Consider the following 21488-nt stretch of genomic DNA (forward strand, 5'->3'; position numbering starts at 1 on the left):
CTGGCTCCAACATAGCCACCACCGTTACAAGGTCTGCCTCAATGAAAGCTCAAGCCCGCCATATTCTGGTGAAAACCTCGGAAGAAGCCGAGCAGCTCAAACAACGCATCGCCAAGGGCGAAGCCTTCGATGTGCTGGCCAAAAAGTACTCCACCTGCCCGTCCGGCAAGCGCGGCGGCGATTTAGGCGAAGTGCGGCCGGGGCAGATGGTCGGGGTGATCGATGCGGTGATCTTCAAGAAACCGCTGCGAGTGGTGCATGGGCCGATCAAGAGCAAGTTCGGGTATCACCTGGTGCAGGTGTTTTATCGGGATTGAGAGGTTTGCTTTAGGGCGCCTTCGCGAGCAAGCCCGCTCCCACATGGATATGCGATCTCCTGTGGGAGCGGGCTTGCTCGCGAACCGATTGCGCAGCAAACGGCCATTCTCCGCTTACCTCGGGATCAACGCCCCGGGTATCTGAATCACTCGACTCGCCAACCGATGCCCCGCCTCTGCCGCTTCTACCGGGCTGCCGCCCTTGAGCCGATTGGCCAGGTACGCCGCACTGAACGAATCCCCCGCCGCCGTGGTGTCCACCACGCGCTCGACCTTCTGCGCCGGCACTTCGAATGACTCGCCATCACAGCGAATCAAGCACGCCTCGGCGCCACGCTTGAGCACCACTTCCGGCGTGCCGATCTGCGCGTAAGCTTCAAACACCGCGTTCGCATCGGAGAAGTGAAACAGCGCCTGTTCGTCATCGACCGTCAGCAACGCCAGGTCCACGTACGGCAACACACTGCGATACGCCGCCCGAGCTTCTTCCAGCGAGGCCCACAAACGTGGTCGGTAGTTGTTGTCGAACACGATTCGCGCATCCCGCTGCCGGGCTTCGATCAAGGTTTCCAGTAACTTTTCCCGACCTTGCTCGCCCAGGACTGCCAGGGTGATGCCGCTAAAATACAGCACGTCGTAATCCGGCAATGCCGCCAGAATCGGCGCGGCCGCCGGGGTGGTGAAGCAGCTGCGGACCGCCGCTTCGTTGCGCCAGTAGAGAAAGCGGCGCTCGCCAGCGGCGTCGGTCTGGATGCAATACAACCCCGGCAAGCGACCGGGCAAGCGCTGAACCATTTCCAGGCCAATGTTCTCGGCCGCCCAGCTCTGGCACATGGCATCGCTGAAGCTGTCATCGCCAAGGGCGGTGACGTAATCCACCGTGCCGCCCTCACCCAGTTCCCGGGACAGGTAGACGGCGGCGTTCAAGGTGTCACCGCCGAAGCTTTGTTGCAGGCTGCCGTCGGGGCGCTGCTGCAACTCGATCATGCATTCGCCGATCAGCGCGATGCGCGGGGTGTTGGGGCCGAGGGTGTTGATGGTGTTCATGGGTGTGGAATCTCACGGTTCGGTGGTGTCTGGGCGGGCCTCTTCGCGAGCAAGCCCGCTCCCACAGGGAAACGCATTCCAAATGTGGGAGCGGGCTTGCCCGCGAAGGCCACGCCTCGGTCTGGAGCCTTAGAAACAGGTTTCCATGGTCTCAATCACCTGCAACTGCTCATCCACCAGGCACCCCGTGCGCCATTTGTCGAACGTCAGGCACGGATGCGAAGTGCCGAACGAAATGATGTCCCCGACCCGCAATTCAACTCCGGTTGCCACGGTCATGAACGCGTGCTGGTCCATCACCGCCGTCACTTTGCAGGCGCTGACATCATCGCCTACCGCCGGAATCACACCCGCCTTGTAACGCAACAACGGCACCGGCAAACCGGCGTCGTACGCTACGTCGCGCTTGCCGAGGGCGATCACCGCAAAGCCCGGTTCCGGCAACGACTGCACGTGCGCCCAGACTTCCAGCGCCGGGCGCAAGCCTTCATGCAAATCGCTGCGACGGTCGAGCACGCAGCATTGCGCTTCTTTGTAGATGCCATGGTCGTGGGCCACGTAACTGCCGGGGCGCAACACGCTGAGAAAGCGGCCACTGGCGTTCTGGGCTTCGAAGGATTCGGCGATCAGGTCGTACCAGGCCGAACCCGAAGCGGTGATGATCGGCTTGGGAATCGCGAACGCCCCGCTGTCCTGCAGCTGCACCGCCAGACGCACCAACGAAGCGGCGAACTCACGGATGCCGCTGACCGCGTGATCGCCGTGAATCACGCCTTCGTACCCTTCGATCCCGGTCAACGACAGCGCCGGTTGTGCAGCGATGGCCTGGGCCAGCGCCACCACTTCGGCCTCGGTGCGGCAACCGCAACGACCGCCAACCACGCCGTATTCGATCATCACGTTCAAGCGCACGCCACGGGAAGCGAAGTACGCCCCCAGGTCGGCGACGTTGTCCGGGTGATCGACCATGCAATGGAAGTCGAAGGTCGGGTCCGCCAGCAAATCAGCGATCAACGCCATGTTCGGCGTGCCGACCAGTTGGTTGGCCATCAACACCCGACGTACGCCATGCGCATAGGCCGCGCGGGTCTGGGTGGCGCTGGCCAGGGTGATGCCCCAGGCGCCAGCGTCGAGTTGGCGGCGAAACAGTGCCGGGGTCATGCTGGTTTTACCGTGGGGCGCCAGTTCCGCGCCGCTGTTGCTGACGAACGCCTGCATCCAGCGGATGTTGTGTTCCAGCGCTTCACGGTGCAACACCAGCGCCGGCAGGCTGACGTCGCGCACCAGATGAGCACCGGTGTGCGCAAAGCCTTTTTCTACGGCAGCAGTGGATTCGGCAGAAGACATGTTCGAACTCCTTACATTCGCGGCCGCAGGCAGCCGCTGTTATTCGTTGATACGTCGGGCCAGGTTGTTGGCGCTGTCGATCAGTACCCGACGATAGTCGTTGTAATTGTTCTTGGCATCCGCCCGTGGGGCGACGATGCACAGGGTCGCAATGGCCACGCCGTTGGGGTCTTTGACCGGGGCGGCGAAGCAATGGGTGAAGGTGTCGGCGACGCTATCGAAAGAGAAAAACCCGTCGATCCCGGCCTGGCGGATTTCCCGGAGAAACGTTTCCAGCGGCAGACGGTCGCCGTTGGGCAGGATGAAGTCGTCGTGGTCGATCAGGTCGACGATTTCGTCGTCGCTCAAGTGCGCCAGCAACAGGCGCCCAGACGCAGTCCAGGGAATCGGCGCGTTTTCGCCAATGTCCGAGGAAATACGGAAATGCCGCTCGCCCTCTTTCATCAGCGCCACGGTGTATTTGCGCCCGTTGAGCAGGCACATCTGCGCGGTTTCGCGGGTCTGGCTGACGATTTCCTGCAGGGCGTGATCGGCCTCGCGGGTCAGGTCGAAATGGCGCAAGTGCGCCTGCCCGAGGAAGTACAGTTGGCGGCCGAGGTAGACGTGACCGTCCTTGCCCACGGGTTCGAGGATGCGTCGTTCCAGCAGCGAGGCCACCAGTTCGTAGACCGTGGATTTCGGGCTGCCGATGCCACTGGCGATTTCGTTCGGGCGCAGGGGCTGGCCGATTTCCTTGAGGAAATCGAGGATATCGAACGCCCGGTCCAGACCACGTGCCCGGCGCTTGATGGTGTCTTCGGTCATGTCATCAGTTCCCATAAAAGTGCCGGGAGTTTAACCAGAGTACGGTGGTGACTGTTAGGGCGCCTTCGCGGGCAAGCCTCGCTCCTACATGAAACCGCACTCCCCTGTAGGAGCGAGGCTTGCCCGCGAAGCAGTCACCGCACATCTCAAGCCTTTTTCTTGTACGCCACGCAGTCAATCTCAACCTTGCAATCGACCATCATGTGCGCCTGCACGCAGGCCCGGGCCGGGGCGTGTTCGGGTTTGAAGTACTCGGAGAAGACCTTGTTGAAACTTGTGAAATCCCGCGGATCCTCCAGCCACACGCCAGCACGCACAACGTCTTCCAGGCCATAGCCGGCCTCTTCGAGTACCGCGATCAGGTTCTTCATGGTCTGGTGGGTCTGTTCGACGATACCGCCAGTGATGATCTCGCCGTCCAGCGCCGGCACCTGCCCGGACACGTGCAGCCAGCCATCGGCTTCAACGGCGCGGGCGAAAGGACGCGGCTGACCGCCAGCGGCGGTGCTGCCGGTGCCGTAACGAGTAATGCTCATGAGTGTTTCTCCTGCTTGAAAATTCTTTTGAAAAAATCAGAAACGGGTGTTCTTGAGAAATTCCGCCAGTCGCGGCGATTTCGGGTGTTCGAACAATTCTTTGGGCGGCCCCTGCTCTTCGATCCGGCCCTGATTCATGAACACGATCTTGTCCGAGACTTCGAAGGCAAAACGCATTTCGTGAGTCACCAGCAACATGGTCATGCCTTCGTCGGCCAGGCCCTTGATCACATTCAGCACTTCGCCGACCAGTTCCGGGTCGAGGGCCGAGGTGACTTCGTCGAACAGCATCAGGCTCGGGTTCATCGCAATCGCCCGGGCAATCGCCACGCGCTGTTGCTGACCGCCGGACAACTGACCGGGATAGTGATCGCGTCGCTCATACAGGCCGACCCGCTCCAGCCATTTCTCGGCCAGCGCGACGGCTTCATCCTTGTGCAGCTTCTTGACCTTGAGCAGACCGAGGGTGACGTTCTGCAACGCGGTCAGGTGCGGAAAGAGGTTGAACTGCTGGAACGCCATGCCGGTCATGGCACGATGGCGGGCGATGACCTTTTCGGCGTGACGCACGCGTTTGCCGTTGACCTCGTCATAACCGATGGATTCGCCGTCGAGCAGGATCTGTCCGCCCTGGAACTCTTCGAGCATGTTCACGCAACGCAGCAGCGTGGTCTTGCCCGAACCGCTGGAACCGATCAGCGTGACAACGTTGCCGCGCTGCATGGTCAGGTCGACGCCCTTGAGCACTTCAAGCTTGCCGTATTGTTTGTGCAGGCCGCGAATGTCCAGCAGGGCCTGGCCGTTTGGTGCAGTAGAAGTCTGAGTCATGGCAAAGCCACCCGCTTTTCAATGTGCCGGCCGAGTAATTCGATGGCGTAGTTGATGACGAAAAAGAGGAAACCGGCGAACAGATAAAACTCGAGGGTCATGAAGGTCCGGGCGATGATCTGTTGCGTGCTAAGCAGCAACTCGGCCACGCCGATCACCGACAACAGGGTCGAAGCCTTGACGATCTCGGTGGACGAGTTGACCCACGTCGGCAAGATCTGCCGCAGCGCCTGGGGCAACAACACGTAACCCAGCGATTGATAAAACGTCAGGCCAATCGCCTTGCTCGCTTCCATTTGCCCGCGCGGCAACGCTTGCAACGCACCGCGCACGATCTCGGCGACGTGGGAACCGCAAAACAGCGTCAGGCCCAGGGCACCGGCCTGAAACGCGCTGATCTGCCAGCCCAATGCCGGCGCCATATAGAAGCAGGCCAGCACCAGCACAAACACCGGCGTGCCGCGGATCAGGTCGACGTAGAAACGAAACGGGGCGCGCATCCAGACGTTGCCGTAGGTCAGCACCAGACCGGCGACAATGCCGATCAACGTACCGAGCAAAATCGCCAGCGCCGAACACTGCACGCTGGTCAGGAAGCCTTGCCACAAGACTTCACGCGCCACCCATAACTCATGCAACCAACTTGGGGATTCGTACATGGGAGGCTCCTATCGGCGGATCGCCAGACGCTGTTCGAGGTAACGCAGCATCATGGCAATGAGGTAACAGGCCGCAACATAGAGCGCTGTGGTCACCATCCAGGTTTCAATCACCCGGTAGCTCTCGACATTGATCTTGCGCGCGTAATAGGTCAGCTCCGGCACCGCAATCGCGGCCGCCAGCGAGGTGTCCTTGAACAGCGAAATGAAGTTGTTCGACAGCGCCGGCAGCACGTTGCGCAGCATCACCGGTACGGTGACATACGCCTTGACCTGCCACTCGCCGAGACCAATCGCCAGCCCGGCTTCGCGTTGCCCTTTGGGAATGCTCAACAAACCACCGCGGAATACTTCGGTCAGGTACGCCCCGGCATACAGCGACAGGGTGATGATGAACGAAGGAATCTTGTCCAGCCGAATGCCCAGGCTCGGCAAGGCGAAGTAGATCAACAGAATCAACACCAGAATCGGCGTGTTACGGATCACCGTCACGTACACCGACGCCAGCACCCGCAATGCGCGATGCTTCGACAACAAAGCAAACGCCATCATCAGGCCGATCACGCAACCAATGGCGATCGACACCAGCGCCAGCTCCAGGCCCAGACCGAGCCCCGCCAGCAAACTGGGGAAATCGCGCCACACGGCGGCAAAGTTCAACTGATAGTTCATGGTCAGCAGTACCTTGAACGGGGGCGCTTTCGCAGCCGCCCCGCTCATCATCCTAAAATTGGAAACGTAGCGAGCGAAGGAAAGACAAGGCGAAAACAGGCGAGAAAGCGGAGTTGGCTTTAGCCAATGAGCATTTCGAGTCTGTTTTCAACGCAGTATTTCTGAGCGCAGTAGTTTTCATTTGAATTCGACAGGGAAACCGATGGCTGGGGTGGGCAGATCGACACCGAACCATTGCTTGAAGGACGCCGCGTAAGCCGGGAATTCAACGCCGGTCATGGCCTCATGCAGCGCGGTGTTGACGAAGTTCAGCCAATCCTGATCACCACGTTTGACGGCACAAGCGTAGGTTTGCGGGCTCCAGGCGTAAGTCGGGCTGCGATAGCGGCCAGGGTTTTGCACCATCAGGTATTTGACCGAAGACTGATCGGTGGCAGCGGCATCGGCACGGCCGGAGTTCACGGCCTGGTACATCAAGTCGACGCTGTCGTATTGATCGACCTTGGCTTTTGGCAGCGCCTGGTGCACCAGTTCTTCGGCGTACACGTTCTGCAGCACGGCCACGGTCACGCTGTCGCCAGCGGCCTTGAGGTCTTCGATTTCCTTGTACTTGCTGTTGGCCGGCAGCAGCAGGCCGACGCCTTCGCGGTAGTACGGCAGGGTAAACGCTACTTGCTGCGCACGGCTGGCGGTGACGGTGATGAACTGGCAACTGATATCGACCTTGTCCGTCAGCAGGTTCGGAATCCGCGCATCGGAGGACTGCACCACGTACTCGACCTTGCTCGGATCATTGAACAAGCCCTTGGCGATCATGTGCCCGATGTCGATATCAAAACCCTGCAACTTGCCGTCCGCTCCCTGGAAATGCCACGGCGCGTTGGTACTGCCGGTCCCCACGATCAATTTGCCACGGGCCAGCACGCTATCGAGCTTGCTGTCCGCCGCCTGGGCAACACCCATGGCAGCAGCCGAAGCCGCGAGGATAAAAACACACGCTTTGAACAAGGAAGGTCGGCGATGCATGGCAAGCACTCCAGAGTGTTGTGTATTCCGTTATACCGGACGTTGGTGTGTAACAACGGAATAGACAGCAGAAAGTGTGCCATAGGACGGGAGGCCTATGTTGGGAAGATTGAAAAGTGTTTTGAATCAGAGGGATGCGTGATGGGAGGGGAAAAGCGTTACCGAACGCACGGGATTAGGGAGCGCTACCGTTGGCTACAGAGCGCGGGTACTTGGTTCACATTGAAGCCCAGGTGAACTAATACAGTGCAGGGTTGCACTCGACGGGCAAACAAGAAAAAAGAATGATCCTCCTTTAGGAAAAGGCTAGCCAAATGCGCTATCGCTCGCCTGCATCTTTGTAAACACCGCCACGTTCTCTTTTACCCACTGCAATTACGGTCACTATCAGCACCTCGTCTTTCACCCGATAAACCAATCGATACCCCGCGCTCCGCAGCTTGATTTTGTAAGCATTCCCAAGCCCATGGAGTCGATCTGCTGGCACGTGCGGGTGGACAAGGCGCTCCTGTAGCTTATTTTTGAACTGCTCCCTAAGGTTTACCCCAAGCTTCTTCCATTCTTTCCAGGCCTTTTCAGAAAACTCCAGCTCATAGGTCATCAATTGAAACCTTTACGGTTGGGTCGTTTTCTCTTTCTTTACAAAGCGCGATCAATTCCAAATCTTCCAGACGACTCATCATGGCCTCGTACTCTTTGGCTGGAACACAATAGAACGCCGGCTCGTTGCGGTTGAGAATCGCAACAGATAGCCCACCGCCGGCCGCCACTGTGCCCATCGGGTTTTTTTTTAGTTCAGATATGCTCGCGACAACTTGCGAAAGCACGATATGTGTCATGAAGTTCTTCCTTAGAGTGCTTTAAGAAGTGCTCAAAATAGCACTCTGATACGCATATCGCCCCATCCTTTTTTGCCGTAAAAATCCCGTTCAACACCACCGGCCGTCATCTCTCACGAATGCCTAAAAACTATCACGTCATGCGCTTCCGGATTTCCGCGTTTCCTGTCAGGCGGTTCCTGTAAGGCAGCGAGGTAAATCGGGGCCTATATAGGAAATCACCACCTGTAATTTCTGACAGTAGACCCACCTTCCGCCCTCCTTTAACGTCAACGAGCCTTCGATGATCGTTGTGAAAAGGAGATTTCAATGAGCTCGACCACCAGTCCCACGGCGTTGGCCCCGACCTACCGTAAAGCCCTGCAAACCTGGCGTCCGGTGATTCTGTACTTCGGCAATCAACACTGTGCTGCTTGTGAAGAGGCCGGGCCGGTGTTTCGGGCGATTGCCGAGACGTATCGGCATCGGGCGGACATTTATATGTTGAACACCAGTGAATCGCCCCGGCATCCGAATGTCACCGGGACGCCGACGGTGCTGTTTTACAAGGATGGGAAATTGCTGAAGAAGATTAAGGGGATTGGGACTGCGCAAACGCTGGCGGCGGATTTCGTGGCGCATATCGGAAAGGTGAAGCCACGTTATGCGCCTCGAAAACCGAGACATGATTTGGGATGGTTGCGGCGGACGTTGCGTGGCTTGTGTACGGTGGCTCGGGCGCGGTCCTTGGTCGGTGCTTGAGAGATGTGTTGTTTGGCAGATAGCCTTCGCGAGCAAGCCCGCTCCCACATGGATTCAGTGGAGTACACAAATAATGTGCTCGCCGCGGATCCAGTGTGGGAGCGGGCTTGCTCGCGAAGAGGCCCTCAAACCCAAGGCAAAATTACCCGCTGATACGTACCAACAACACCCGCACCACCCGCCGCTCTTCAACCGCCATCACCGTCATGCTCCAGCCATCCCGTTCATGCCGGTCCCCGATCATCGGTAACCGATCCAGCACACTCATCACCAACCCGGCCAAAGTCTGGTAATCCTCGGTGGGTTCAGCGCCGAAGCCAGTCAACTGCCGCACCCGCGCCAGGCTCAATGCGCCGCTGACCATGAACCCGCCCTGCTCTTCAGCCACATCCGGGCCTTCGATTTCGCTGGCGTCCGGCAATTCGCCGGCGATCGACTCAAGAATATCGGTCATGGTCAGCACGCCGACGAAGTCGCCGAATTCATTGACCACGAAGGCGATGTGAGTCGAGGCCTGGCGCATCTGCTCCAGGGCATTGAGGATCGAGTAGCTCTCGAGCAAGTTGATGGTCGTGCGCGCAAGGTCTTCAAGTTCTGGGTCGTTGCCGGCCAGGTACTCTTTCAGCAGTTCCTTTTTATGCACGAAGCCCAGGGGCTCATCCACCGCGCCATTGCGAATCAACGGCAGGCGTGAGTAGGACGAGTGCATCAGGCGTGTACGAATGGTCTCGGCATCGTCGGCCAGATCGATGTGATCGACGTCAGCCCGCACCGTCATCAGAGTACGAATCGGCCGTTCGGCCAGTTGCAACACGCCGCTGATCATCACGCGCTCACGGCGGTCAAACAGCACTTCACTCGGCGCCTCACCGTTATCCAACAGGTCGGCAATCTCTTCGCCGACCTCTTCCACCGCCAACCGGCGACCACCGAGCAAACGCATCACCGCATGCGCCGTGCGCTCGCGCATCGGGCGCAGGCCCTGCATGGAGCGCTTGCGCCGGGCGCGGGCGATCTGGTTGAACACTTCGATCAGGATCGAGAAACCGATGGCCGCGTACAGGTAACCCTTGGGAATGTGGAACCCCAGGCCTTCGGCGGTCAGGGCGAAACCGATCATCATCAGGAAGCCCAGGCACAGCATGATCACCGTCGGGTGTTCGTTGACGAAGCGGGTCAGCGGCTTGCTCGCGACGATCATCAGACCGATGGAAATGATCACCGCGATCATCATCACCGCCAGCTCATCGACCATGCCCACGGCGGTAATCACCGCGTCCAGGGAAAACACTGCGTCGAGCACCACGATCTGCGCCACGATCGGCCAGAACATCGCATAAACCGCATTGCTCGCCCGTTGGCCGACATGGCCTTCGAGGCGTTCGTGCAGTTCCATGGTGGCCTTGAACAACAGGAACACACCACCGAACAGCATGATCAAGTCACGCCCGGAGAAGCTCTTGTCGAACACCTCGAACAGCGGCTGAGTCAGCGTCACCAGCCAGGAAATACTCGCCAGCAAGCCAAGACGCATCAGCAGCGCCAGGGACAACCCGATGATCCGCGCACGATCACGCTGATGCGGCGGCAACTTGTCCGCCAGGATCGCGATAAACACCAGGTTGTCGATGCCCAGCACCAGCTCCAGCACAATCAACGTCAACAAGCCCAGCCAAGCGGTGGGGTCAGCTATCCATTCCATAAAAAAGTCTCGATCTGTTCAGCGAATTCAGAATGCCGGGCACGGCAAGGTGCGGCGCGAGTGCCGTGAGGTTGTAGATACAGAAATAGACAGAGGTCGGAAAACCGGGTGTTTGGCGTGCGTCAGAGTTGCGCAGATGCGCGAGATGACGGGCTGACTGGGAGGCTCCGAGAGGGTGTTCATGCAAGTCCTGAAAGGAAAAAGGACTTGGAGCGTACAGGGAGCGGTGACTTTTCCTACAGCGGGAAATCATTACAAGATCTGTAAACCATTTGGAAAATTGGTATTTTCGAGGCCGCCTTCGCGAGCAAGCCCGCTCCCACAGGGGATCTTCAGTGACCACAAATCCCCTGTGGGAGCGGGCTTGATCGCGAAGCTTTTGCCTTAGCTGTTCCGAACCTGCTCGATATACCGGCTCACCGCCCGCGACTTCTCAAACCGCCGATAAATCAGTGACAACCACGAACTCGCCGCACACGCCTCAATCTGCCGGTACACCACCCCGGGCAACCCGACATGCCCGACCACCGACTCCGGCACCACCGCCACGCCCTGCCCCAGCGACACCAGCGCAATCACCGCGACCAACCCGCCCGGTTGCGCCCCCAGTTTCGGCGCGAATCCACCTTGGGCCGCGACCTGCAAAGTTCCGTTGATTTGCTCCGGCAGGACGAAGATCTCGTTCTGCAAATGCGCCGGGTTGATCTGCGGCAAGCGGCACAGCCAGGATTCGCTCGACACGGCGAGCACAAAGCCTTCCGCATCGAGCCGAATCGCCTCCAACCCGTCGGGCAAGGTCATGGGCGAACGGACATAACCGATATCGAACCGGCCCTCGATCACCAAGCCCGGCAACGCCGCCATCGGGCTTTCCCGCACATTCAGGCTGACGTCCGGGCACTCGCGGTTAAAGGCTTGCACCTGTTTTTGCAACAGCCCCGAGTACACCGCCGAGGCCACGTAACCGAGTTCGATATGGCCGATATCGCCACGTCCGGCACGTTGCGCATTGCGCTGGGCGAATTCGAACTGGCGCACCGTGGCTTCGGCCTCGATCACCAACGCGGCGCCGGCTTCGGTCAGGCTGACTTCCCGTTGCTGACGCAGGAACAACCGAGTGCCGAGTTCGGTTTCCATGTCCTGGATCTGACGGCTCAAAGTCGGCGGCGCGATGCCCAGTTGTTCGGCGGCGCGGGTGAAATTGCGCTGCCGGGCAACGGCCAGAAAGTAGCGGAAATGGCGTATGTCCATCGAAGGATTAGCTCAAAGGTAATTAAGTCCAGACTGCCAGCTAACAAAGCCTGATAGCGACCGGGATAAGCTTTCGGTGCACCCACAGTAGAGAGCCGAAACCATGTCCGTCAAACACCTTACTCAAAAGGCAATCTCCTAATGAACCGGGTCAGTCCGCGCCTGACACTGCTGACCGCCTCCGGGGTGTGTTCGCTGATTGTCCTCGACACTAATATCGTCGCCGTCACCCTGCCGACCATCGCCCGGGACCTGGGTGCCAATTTTGCCGACATCGAATGGGTGGTCAGCGCCTATATGCTGGCCTTCGCCGCATTGTTGCTGCCAGCAGGCAGCATTGCCGACCGCTTTGGCCGGCAGAAAACCCTGCTCTGGGGTCTGGGTATTTTCATCCTCGCCTCCCTCGGGTGCGGGGCGGCGCCGAATGCGCTGTTTCTCGACATTGCCCGGGCGATCAAAGGAGTTGGCGCGGCGCTGCTGCTGACCTCGGCACTGGCCTCGATTGGCCATGCCTTTCACGACGAGGTGGAGCGAGCCAAGGCCTGGGCGTTCTGGGGCGCGTGCATGGGCGTGGCGATGACGACCGCGCCGATGCTGGGCGGGTTGATCACCGAGTACATCGGATGGCGCTGGATTTTTTACCTGAACTTGCCAGTCGGTTTGCTGCTGATGGCGATGGTCTGGCGCAACGTGCCGGAATCCCGAGACACTCAATCCTCCCGCCTCGATCCGTGGGGCAGCCTGGCCTTCAGTGCGAGTCTGTTGTGCCTGATCTGGGGTCTGATCGAAGCCAACCGCATCGGCTGGAGCAATCCACTCACTTACGCACGACTGATCGGCGGCGCGCTGTTGCTCGGGTTGTTCGTAGTGATCGAGCGGGTGCAGCAGCGGCCCATGGTTGACCTGCAATTGTTCAAGCATCCACGCTTTATCGGCGCGCTACTGGGGATGTTCGCCTACGCCGGTTGCGCCCAAGTGATGATGACGATGCTGCCGTTCTACCTGCAAAACGGCCTCGGCTTTTCGGCTATTGCCTCGGGACTGGGAATGTTGCCGTTTGCCGTGACGATGCTGATCTGCCCGCGCATCGGTGCGCGGCTGGCGAGCCGGTTTGCTCCCGCGACATTGATGGCCACCGGGCTGACGCTGGTCGGCGGCGGCAATCTGCTCAGCGCCTGGGCGGTCAACAGCGGCGGCTACCTGCCCTTTGCCCTGGCGATTGCCGTGACCGGTGCCGGCGCCGGGCTGCTGAATGGCGACACGCAGAAAAACATCATGGCCTGCGTGCCACGGGACCGCGCCGGCATGGCGTCGGGCATGAGCACCACCATGCGCTTCAGCGCAATCATGCTGGCCATCGGCGTGTACGGCGCGTTGCTGGCCAGTCATACCGAGTTGTTGCTGCGTAATAGTCTGTCGGGGCAATGGCTGGAGCAAACGCGCGGTATCGCCTCGCGGGTGGTGGCCGGGGATATGACAGCGGCGCTGGGTTTGTTGCCGGATGCCGCGCGCGGTGTGGTTGAACCGTTGGCTCGGCAAGCGTTTGTTGGCGGTTTCAGTTTGTTGCTGTTGGTTGCGGGGTTATTGGCGCTGCTGGGGGCGTTGGTGGTGGGTACGTTGATGCGTAATCCGATTCCAGCGCCTTCGAAGCACTTGCCGGAAACGGCGCGGGTTTGACGGCATGATTCGATGTTGAATGGGAGGGCCTCTTCGCGAGCAAGCTTTGCTCCTACGGGGGATCTGCGGTGGGCACAGAATTTGTGTTCGACGATGATCCCCTGTGAGAGCGAGCTTGCTCGCGATGGCGGCTGATCAGTCATTAACGATGTTGCCTGACACACCGCCTTCGCGAGCAAGCCCGCTCCCACAGGGAATCTGCAGTGGGCACAGAATTTGTAATCGACGATGATCCCCTGTAGGAGCGAAGCTTGCTCGCGAAGAGGCCCTCCATGCAGCAATCAGCGCTGCTGTTTGAACGACGAAAGCACCCGCTCGGCATTCGCATCGCAGCCCATGCCTTCGGGTTTCACCTGGATATCATCGATCACCGCCAACAGTTTCGCCTTGCTCTGCGCCAGGTGCTGCTGCATTTCTTCGATCTGCTCGACCTTGCGCGTCAAACCCGCCAGCAGCTCATCGTGTTTGAACTCACCCGTCGCTGCATCCGGCATCAACAGCTTCAACTCTTCGAGGCTGAAACCGGCCTGCTGCGCACACTGGATCAGGTACAGCGTCTGCAACACCTGCTCGGGGTAATGTCGGTAACCGTTGGCCCGGCGCTCGACTTTCTGGATCAATCCCTGTGCCTCGTAAAACCGGATGCGCGACGGATTGAACCCGCTTAATTCAGCCAATTCACCAATCTTCATCTGCGCCTCATTTGCCTGCTTGACATTAAAGTTAACTTTAAGCTTAGCCTCCACGCATTACTGATGAGGAGTCAAGCCATGTCGCCCTTCCAAGCCTTGAATTTGCCCAACGGCCAGACCATCGGCAACCGCATTGCCAAAGCCGCGATGGAAGAAAACCTCGCGGACCGGCAACAGGCGCCTTCCGATGCATTGCTGCGCTTGTATCAAGCCTGGGCCGAGGGCGAAGCCGGATTGCTGCTGACGGGTAACGTGATGATCGACCGCCGCGCCATGACCGGCCCCGGCGGCGTGGTGCTGGAAGATGAGCGGCATCTGGAACGCTTCCGGCAATGGGCGACGATTGGCCGGGCCGGTGGCGCGCAGTTCTGGGTGCAGCTCAACCATCCGGGGCGCCAGACCATGGCCAATCTTGGCCAGCAAGCCTGGGCGCCGTCGGCGGTAGCGCTGGATCTGGGCGGGTTCTCGAAGATGTTCGCAGAGCCTAAACCGATGTCCGAGAGCGATATCCATGAGGTGATCCAGCGCTTCGCCACCAGCGCGGTCCTGGCGGAAAAATCCGGCTTTACCGGGGTGCAGATTCACGCGGCCCACGGTTATTTGCTCAGCCAGTTTTTGTCGCCGCTGACCAATCGCCGCACCGATCAATGGGGCGGTTCCCTGGAGAATCGTGCGCGCCTGCTGCTAGATGTGGTCAGCGCCGTGCGTAACGCGGTGTCGCCGCAGTTCTGTGTGTCGGTGAAGCTCAACTCTGCGGACTTCCAGCGCGGCGGCTTCGATGCCGACGATGCCAGGCAAGTGATCCAATGGCTCAACGAACAGCAGATAGACTTGCTGGAATTGTCCGGCGGCAGCTACGAAGCCCCTGCGATGCAAGGCGAAGCGCGTGATGGCCGGACCTTGGCGCGAGAAGCCTACTTTTTGGAAATGGCCGGCGAACTGGCCAGCGTGGCGCACATGCCGGTGATGGTCACCGGAGGCATCCGTCGCCTGGCAATCGTCGAACAAGTCCTCGACAGCGGGATCGCCATGGCCGGGATCGGAACCGCGATGGCGGTTGAACCACAGCTGGTCAAACACTGGCGTGAAGGCAAGAACAGCCACCCGCAACTGCCGCCGATCCACTGGAAGCGCAAACCCCTGGCCGCGCTGGCGACCATGGCGGTGGTGAAATTCCAGTTGCACCGCCTGAGCCGTGGGCATCAGCCCCGCCCTCAGGTCTCAGCCCTGTGGGCGTTAATCCGCGACCAGATCTACATCGCCCGACGCACCCGCCAGTACAAAAAGGCGATGGCCACTTGATGCGGGTAGCCGCCGCCATACCTACGTTCGGCTCGTAGCAGCTGTCGAGGCACGAGGCTGCGTTCGGCTCGTAGCAGCTGTCGAGGCACGAGGCTGCGTTCGGCTCGTAGCAGCTGTCGAGGCACGAGGCTGCGTTCGGCTGCGCAGCAGTCGTGAAATCAGGCGATGCGGTGTATCAGGAAAACCGCGTGCTCAGGTTTCACGACTGCTGCGCAGCCGAACGCAGCCTCGTACCTCGACAGCTGCTACAACACCGACGCAGCCTCGTACCTCGACAGCTGCTACAACCCCGACGCAGCCTCGTACCTCGACAGCTGCTACAACCCCGACGCAGCCTCGTGCCTCGACAGCTGCTACAACCCCGACGCAGCCTCGTACCTCGACAGCTGCTACAACCCCGACGCAGCCTCGTACCTCGACAGCTGCTACAACCCCGACGCAGGCTCGTGCGTCGGCAGCTGCTACTGGCCAGACGCAGCCTCGTGCCTTGGCGGCTGGTACGGGGCGAGGGTTTGGCCAAGTAAGCGCAAATCCAAGTGAGTCATGGGTGCTGTTGAGTTGTCCTCTTTTAACCCCGAGGACAATTCATCGATTACTGGAGCACCTCATTCATGGCGAAAATTACCATTGCCCAGCAGCTGGCAACCACCCTTGAACAGGCCGGCGTCAAACGCATCTGGGGCCTGACCGGCGACAGCCTCAACGGCCTGACCGAAGCCCTGCGCACCATGGACAGCATCGAGTGGATGCACGTGCGCCACGAAGAAGTCGCGGCATTTGCTGCCGGGGCTGAAGCCGCGGTCACCGGGGAACTGGCGGTGTGTGCCGGCAGTTGCGGGCCGGGCAACCTTCATTTGATCAACGGCCTGTTCGACTGCCACAAGAATCATGTGCCAGTGCTGGCCATCGCGGCGCAGATTCCCTCCTCGGAAGTCGGCCTCGACTACTTTCAGGAAACCCATCCGCAGGATCTGTTCAAGGAGTGCAGCCACTTCGTCGAACTGGTCAGCAACCCGGCGCAGATGCCGCAGGTGCTGCACCGAGCGATGCGCAGCGCGATCCTCAATCGTGGCGTCGCGGTGGTGGTGATTCCCGGTGACGTGGCGTTGCAGGAAGTCGAAGACAACCTCAAGCCGTGGCCAGCCCTGTCCAAGCCGCGCACCCTGCCCGCGCCGCAGGACCTGGATCGGCTGGTCGAATTGCTGAGCCAAAGCAAAGCCGTGACCCTGATGTGCGGCGCCGGATGCGCCGGGGCTCACGATCAAGTGGTGGCGCTGGCCGACGCCCTCGGCGCGCCGGTGGTGCATGCTCTGCGCGGCAAGGAACACGTGGAATGGGACAACCCGTTCGACGTCGGCATGACTGGGTTGATCGGCTTCAGCTCCGGCTATCACGCGATGCTCAACTGCGACACCCTGGTGATGCTCGGCACCGACTTCCCGTATCGGCAGTTCTACCCCACCGACGCCACCATTATTCAGATCGACCACAACCCGGAAGCCCTTGGGCGCCGCACTACGCTGGACCTGGGCATCGCCGCCGACGTTGGCGAAACCCTCGCCGCGCTATTGCCGCGCCTGCCATATCGCGGTGACCGGAGCTTTCTCGAATCGTCGCTCAAGCATTATGAAAAAGCGCGCCAGGGCCTCGATGATCTGGCCCAGCCGTCCGCGCCGGGCCGGCCGATACACCCGCAATACCTCACGCGCCTGCTCAGCGAACTGGCGGATGAAGACGCGATCTTCACCGCCGACGTCGGCACACCGACCGTGTGGGCGGCGCGTTATCTGAAAATGAACGGCAAGCGCCGGCTGCTCGGTTCGTTCAACCACGGCTCGATGGCCAACGCCATGCCTCAGGCGATTGGCGCCCAGGCTGCGTTCCCGGATCGGCAGGTGATTTCGTTGTCCGGTGATGGCGGCTTCAGCATGTTAATGGGGGATTTCATTTCCCTGGCGCAGTTGAAGTTGCCGGTGAAAATCATCGTCTACGACAACGCCTCGTTGGGCTTTGTCGCGATGGAAATGAAGTCCAGCGGGCTGCTCGACACTGGCACGGATTTGCATAACCCGGACTTTGCCGCGATGGCGAATGCCATGGGTATTCTGGGGATACGGGTCGAGGAATCGGAAGCCCTGGAACCGGCATTGCGCCGGGCGCTGGCGCATAACGGGCCGGTGTTGGTGGATGTGATCACCGCGACCCAGGAACTGGCCATGCCGCCGACCATCAAGCTGGAACAGGCCAAGGGGTTCAGCCTGTACATGCTCAAGGCTGTGATGAGCGGGCGTGGGGATGAAGTGATTGAGTTGGCGCGGACTAACTGGTTTCGTTAAGGCTTGCGAAGATTTCCTGTGGGAGCGGGCTTGCTCGCGAAAGCGGTGGGTCAGTTGGCATAAATGCTGACTGACACGACGCTTTCGCGAGCAAGCCCGCTCCCACAGGGGGAATTCTATCGACCAGAGAATCGCAACCTGGACAACTCCCGCAAATCCCCCGCCACATAATAATCATTGGTCCAGCTGTCATCCGCCGCCAACGGCGAGACCTCTTTCAACGCCAGTTTCTTCGCAAAATACCGAAACCGGTAATGCTCATAAAACCGCAGCAACTCCAACCCATATCGATCCGCCAGATCCGTATCGCCACGAATGATCAGGTAGTTCTCGTCATTGCCGTTACTCGCCGCCGCACTCAGGTTGTGGCTGCCGCTGATGATGGTCGGTGTATCGGTGGTGAAGTCGGTGACGATGGCTTTGGTGTGCACCAGCAGGTTGCCCTTCTGGCCTTTCATGTTTTCCTTGAGCCAGCCTTCCAGCCCGGTATTGAGCAGCGCCGTGGCAGCGAATTCGGCGCTGCGGTCGGCGTGGAAACCGGTGATGCGGCTGACGGTGTTTTGCAGGCCGTAGCGCAGGATGTCGTCGTGGGGCTGGCCGAGCAACGCGTTGAGGATGTCGTTGGGCAAGGCGAACGCGGTGACGAACAGGATGTCCTTTTTCGCGCCGTTGATGATCTCGACAAACTCGTGCAAATCACCCTGGCCGGTGCGCGGTGAAAATCCGGCGAACAGCGGCTGCGTCGGGTCCATGGGATTGTTCTTGGTCAGCCAGGTGCGCGTCGCACCGACGTCCGCCGGATTGGCCCACACCTCTTCGAAGGTTTGCAGGTAACTGGCGCCGATCCGCGCATCATCGAGCACATGCACCACGTTGGCCTGGCGGTAGACGCCGTTGGGCGTGAAGTTGGTGCTGCCGCAGAGCACCGCTTGCGGCCGATGCTCCCCGCCCTCCAGTTTGCTCAGGACGATGAATTTGTCGTGGAAGATATTGTGAGTGACCCGCCCGCGCTTGTTCGCCGCCGGGATTTTTTCCAGGCTGGCCTCGTTCATCGTGGTGTCTTCGTCGTTCGGCTGCGCGTGATACAGCACCCGAACCTTGACCCCACGGGCGAACGCGGCGTTCACCGCGTCGACGATCGACTGCAATTGATACTCGTAGATCGCGATGTCCAGCGCCCATTGATCGTCCACGGCGCGCTGGATAAACCCCAGCAAACGTCCGAGCAATCCGTTCTCCAGCCAATTCTGCGCCGCTATCGGCCAGGCTTCGATGGGCAGGTTGCGGTTGACGCTGATCTGCGCATCCAGCTCGGGAAACTTGCGCTGGAACGCCTGGCTCGCCGCCACCGCGCGGTTGAAGATCACGCTCTGGTTGTGCGGCAGGCCGTCGTCGGACGTGATGCTGAGTTCGAGGCATTCACCCAGCTGCGGCGCATCGGGAGTGCCGTAGGCCAGATGGACGCGGTAATGCAGGGTCGTCCCCGGATTGACCGCGTAATCGGCCCAGCGAAATTTCTGCAGCGGCGCGATATCGCTCGGGGTGGCGTGGTATTGCGCGAAGGTGTGGACCTTGCCGGGGAAAGTCAGGCTGTTGAACAGGAACAGCCAGGGTTTGCTGCCTGACTGTTTCTCGATGGCAAACCCGAGCAAGCCTTTGCGGCGAGGTTCGGCCAGGTCCATGGCCAACAGCACGCCGTTGGTGCCGGCGTAGGCTTTGACGCGGAAATCGTCCTGAAGGTTAGCGGCTAGAACGCGCATGGTTCACTCCTGTGAATGGCTGGCCTGCTGAGCATAGGGCAGTGATGCGGATTTGCCTTGATGATCCAAAACCGAGTCGCTGCCTTCGCGAGCAAGCCCGCTCCCACACTGGATCTCTGTCGCACCGAAGATTCCCTGTGGGAGCGGGCTTGCTCGCGAAGAGGCCGGCCCAGACACCAAAGCACTCAGCCCGAGATCAGATCATCAATATGCCGATACTCTGCCTGCAACTCACCCGCCAACACCCTGGCCCGCCCCAACCGAATCGGCCCGCGCTCGATATCAATCAGCAGGCCCGGACATCCCAGCATCGGCAACCCCGGCCATTCCTTCAAGCGCCCATCGGTCACCAGCAACAAACGCTGTTGTTCCGCCGGAAAGCGCTTCTGCCGAGCGGCCAGCCACTGCCCCGCCTCGTTCAGCGCCGCGAGCATCGGCGTGCCGCCGCCAGCGCCCAAGCCATCCAGCCAGGTGCGCAAACCGCTGGAAGCCTTCAAACCTTGCACCTGCCACTTCGGCGCATTGCCGCTGGCGGTCAACAGTGCCAGTCGCGCACGCTGCCGATAGGCGTCATCGAACAGTTGCGCCAATAAACCCTTGGCATCGCTCAATGCCTGATGCCGCCGGGTCGAGGCCGACGCATCAACGATCACCAACCACAGTTCGTGGGCCGAACGGGTGCGCAGATGAAACAGCAGATCGTCATGCTTACGCGGGCGCCCGTTGAGCAAGGTGCCCGGCCAGTTGATCGAGCCTTGCGGGGCAGCACGACGTTTACCTTGGCGGCCATTGTCCAACCGTCCGGCGCGGGGTCTGGCATTCGCCCCCGCGTCAGATCGAGGGCGAATGCCTAGGGCTTTTTTGGCCAGCTCGGCACGTCACGTCGGGCGCCGACCGGCAGCGCCTGGGCGGGCATTTCGCCCCATTGGCCCTGGCCTTCGCTTGGGTTGGAATTATCAGCAGTCGGTGACTGTGGCGTTTGTTGCGGTGGCGCGTGAGGATGTTCGCGACGCCGATGGCGCAAGGCAAACTCGGCGACCGCATCGATATCTTCCTCGCTAATTGCGCTTGCCCCGCGCCAGGCCGCGTGGGCACGGGCCGCTCGCAGCCAGACCAGATCGGCACGCAAACCATCGACCCCGGCGGCATAGCAGCGCTCGGTGATGTGTGCGAGTGCGGCGTCATCAAGGGGAATGCTCGCCAATAGGCTGCGTGCCTGCTGACAACGTTCGCGCAGTGCGTGTTGCTGGCTTTCCCACTCAGCGCAGAAGCCTTGGGGATCGCTGTCGAAATCCAGGCGCCTACGGATGATCTGACCACGCTCGGCTGGCGCAGTGTGGCCGCTGAGGGCGACGTTCAGGCCGAAGCGGTCGAGCAATTGCGGGCGCAGTTCGCCCTCTTCCGGGTTCATGGTGCCGATCAGGACGAACTTCGCCGAATGCCGATGGGAAATACCGTCGCGCTCGATCAGGTTCGTACCGCTGGCGGCCACGTCGAGCAGCAGGTCGACGAGGTGATCGGGCAGCAGGTTGACTTCATCGACGTACAAAACACCGCCATCAGCCTTGGCCAGCACGCCGGGGGAAAACTGCGCGCGGCCGTCGCTCAGGGCGGCATCGAGGTCGAGGGTGCCGACCAGACGTTCTTCGGTGGCGCCCAGGGGCAAGGTGACGAACTGGCCGCTGGCGAGCAGGTCCGCGAGGCCACGGGCCAGGGTGGACTTGGCCATCCCGCGCGGGCCTTCGATCAGCACGCCGCCGATTTTCGGGTCGATGGCGGTGAGGTACAGGGCGAGCTTCAAGTCGTCGGCGCCGACCACGGCGGAGAGCGGGAAATGGGGGGTGTCGGTCATCTTAAATACTCGGTCATGGTCGGGGTAAATACATGTTCCCCTGTGGGAGCGGGCTTGCTCGCGAAGGCGGTGTGTCATTCACTATTGATGTTGGCTGACA

The 21488-nt window shown here is 60.4% G+C and carries 22 protein-coding genes; 6 read left to right on the forward strand and 16 right to left on the reverse strand.

Going from position 1 to position 21488, the window contains the following annotated elements; genetic code table 11:
• Positions 1-11 precede the first annotated feature (11 nt).
• On the forward strand, positions 12-317 hold the full coding sequence (locus NK667_RS12990; RefSeq protein ID WP_256207501.1) for a peptidylprolyl isomerase: 306 nt from the start codon (positions 12-14) through the stop codon (positions 315-317).
• Positions 318-431: 114 nt separating this feature from the next.
• On the opposite strand, the gene NK667_RS12995 is transcribed toward NK667_RS12990, so the two are convergent.
• From NK667_RS12995 to NK667_RS13040, 10 genes are all read right to left on the reverse strand, one after another.
• Positions 432-1364 (reverse strand): sugar kinase, encoded by a 933-nt coding sequence (locus tag NK667_RS12995; RefSeq protein ID WP_054615002.1) that lies wholly within the window; start codon positions 1362-1364, stop codon positions 432-434.
• 129 nt (positions 1365-1493) lie between these two features.
• Positions 1494-2711, reverse strand: a complete 1218-nt coding sequence (locus NK667_RS13000; RefSeq protein WP_054615003.1) for an amino acid deaminase — start codon at positions 2709-2711, stop codon at positions 1494-1496.
• Positions 2712-2750: 39 nt separating this feature from the next.
• Complete coding sequence (locus NK667_RS13005; RefSeq protein ID WP_054615004.1) at positions 2751-3515, reverse strand: IclR family transcriptional regulator; 765 nt, start codon at positions 3513-3515, stop codon at positions 2751-2753.
• Positions 3516-3661: 146 nt separating this feature from the next.
• Positions 3662-4051, reverse strand: a complete 390-nt coding sequence (locus tag NK667_RS13010) for a RidA family protein (protein ID WP_054615005.1) — start codon at positions 4049-4051, stop codon at positions 3662-3664.
• 36 nt (positions 4052-4087) lie between these two features.
• The gene (locus NK667_RS13015; protein ID WP_054615006.1) at positions 4088-4879 is read right to left on the reverse strand and encodes an amino acid ABC transporter ATP-binding protein; all 792 of its coding nucleotides are present in this window, start codon (positions 4877-4879) and stop codon (positions 4088-4090) included.
• The gene (locus NK667_RS13020; RefSeq protein ID WP_054046640.1) at positions 4876-5538 is read right to left on the reverse strand and encodes an amino acid ABC transporter permease; all 663 of its coding nucleotides are present in this window, start codon (positions 5536-5538) and stop codon (positions 4876-4878) included. The genes NK667_RS13015 and NK667_RS13020 overlap by 4 nt, the downstream gene beginning before the upstream one ends.
• Positions 5539-5547: 9 nt before the next feature.
• Entirely contained in the window at positions 5548-6210 is a 663-nt protein-coding gene (locus NK667_RS13025) for an amino acid ABC transporter permease (RefSeq protein ID WP_054046642.1), read from the reverse strand.
• Between the two features lie 177 nt (positions 6211-6387).
• Complete coding sequence (locus tag NK667_RS13030) at positions 6388-7236, reverse strand: transporter substrate-binding domain-containing protein (RefSeq protein ID WP_054615007.1); 849 nt, start codon at positions 7234-7236, stop codon at positions 6388-6390.
• 319 nt (positions 7237-7555) lie between these two features.
• Entirely contained in the window at positions 7556-7837 is a 282-nt protein-coding gene (locus tag NK667_RS13035) for a type II toxin-antitoxin system RelE family toxin (protein WP_054615008.1), read from the reverse strand.
• On the reverse strand, positions 7827-8075 hold the full coding sequence (locus NK667_RS13040) for a type II toxin-antitoxin system Phd/YefM family antitoxin (RefSeq protein ID WP_054615009.1): 249 nt from the start codon (positions 8073-8075) through the stop codon (positions 7827-7829). Before NK667_RS13040 ends, NK667_RS13035 begins: the two co-directional genes overlap by 11 nt.
• A 309-nt stretch (positions 8076-8384) precedes the next feature.
• Here NK667_RS13040 and NK667_RS13045 point away from each other — a divergent pair, with 309 nt between their 5' ends.
• Complete coding sequence (locus NK667_RS13045; protein ID WP_054615010.1) at positions 8385-8816, forward strand: thioredoxin family protein; 432 nt, start codon at positions 8385-8387, stop codon at positions 8814-8816.
• 142 nt (positions 8817-8958) lie between these two features.
• On the opposite strand, the gene NK667_RS13050 is transcribed toward NK667_RS13045, so the two are convergent.
• Positions 8959-10518, reverse strand: a complete 1560-nt coding sequence (locus NK667_RS13050) for a TerC family protein (RefSeq protein ID WP_054615011.1) — start codon at positions 10516-10518, stop codon at positions 8959-8961.
• 384 nt (positions 10519-10902) lie between these two features.
• Positions 10903-11769 carry a LysR family transcriptional regulator gene (locus NK667_RS13055; protein ID WP_054615012.1) on the reverse strand — a complete coding sequence of 289 codons (867 nt, stop codon included), beginning with the start codon at positions 11767-11769 and terminating at the stop codon, positions 10903-10905.
• A 141-nt stretch (positions 11770-11910) separates the two neighbouring features.
• Here NK667_RS13055 and NK667_RS13060 point away from each other — a divergent pair, with 141 nt between their 5' ends.
• Positions 11911-13446 carry an MFS transporter gene (locus NK667_RS13060; RefSeq protein ID WP_054615013.1) on the forward strand — a complete coding sequence of 512 codons (1536 nt, stop codon included), beginning with the start codon at positions 11911-11913 and terminating at the stop codon, positions 13444-13446.
• Positions 13447-13727: 281 nt separating this feature from the next.
• Here NK667_RS13060 and NK667_RS13065 read toward each other — a convergent pair whose 3' ends face one another.
• Entirely contained in the window at positions 13728-14138 is a 411-nt protein-coding gene (locus NK667_RS13065) for a MerR family transcriptional regulator (protein WP_054615014.1), read from the reverse strand.
• Between the two features lie 78 nt (positions 14139-14216).
• On the opposite strand from NK667_RS13065, the gene NK667_RS13070 reads away from it, so the two are divergent.
• The 3 genes from NK667_RS13070 to poxB all read left to right on the forward strand — a co-directional run bounded on the left by NK667_RS13070 (position 14217) and on the right by poxB (position 17776).
• Positions 14217-15440 (forward strand): NADH:flavin oxidoreductase/NADH oxidase family protein, encoded by a 1224-nt coding sequence (locus NK667_RS13070; protein WP_054615015.1) that lies wholly within the window; start codon positions 14217-14219, stop codon positions 15438-15440.
• Between the two features lie 165 nt (positions 15441-15605).
• Positions 15606-15980: a hypothetical protein gene (locus NK667_RS13075; protein ID WP_254744621.1), complete on the forward strand. Its 375-nt coding sequence runs from the start codon at positions 15606-15608 to the stop codon at positions 15978-15980.
• A gap of 71 nt (positions 15981-16051) precedes the next feature.
• On the forward strand, positions 16052-17776 hold the full coding sequence (poxB, locus tag NK667_RS13080) for a ubiquinone-dependent pyruvate dehydrogenase (protein WP_054615016.1): 1725 nt from the start codon (positions 16052-16054) through the stop codon (positions 17774-17776).
• A 116-nt stretch (positions 17777-17892) separates the two neighbouring features.
• Here poxB and NK667_RS13085 read toward each other — a convergent pair whose 3' ends face one another.
• From NK667_RS13085 to NK667_RS13095, 3 genes are all read right to left on the reverse strand, one after another.
• Entirely contained in the window at positions 17893-19536 is a 1644-nt protein-coding gene (locus tag NK667_RS13085) for a phospholipase D-like domain-containing protein (RefSeq protein WP_054615017.1), read from the reverse strand.
• 185 nt (positions 19537-19721) lie between these two features.
• The gene (locus NK667_RS13090) at positions 19722-20333 is read right to left on the reverse strand and encodes a vWA domain-containing protein (protein ID WP_054615018.1); all 612 of its coding nucleotides are present in this window, start codon (positions 20331-20333) and stop codon (positions 19722-19724) included.
• A 53-nt stretch (positions 20334-20386) separates the two neighbouring features.
• Complete coding sequence (locus tag NK667_RS13095; protein WP_054050939.1) at positions 20387-21388, reverse strand: magnesium chelatase ATPase subunit I; 1002 nt, start codon at positions 21386-21388, stop codon at positions 20387-20389.
• Positions 21389-21488 lie beyond the last annotated feature (100 nt).

Origin of the sequence: Pseudomonas nunensis (assembly GCF_024296925.1) — a bacterium.
In the GTDB taxonomy this organism is placed as follows: Bacteria; Pseudomonadota; Gammaproteobacteria; order Pseudomonadales; family Pseudomonadaceae; genus Aquipseudomonas; species Aquipseudomonas nunensis.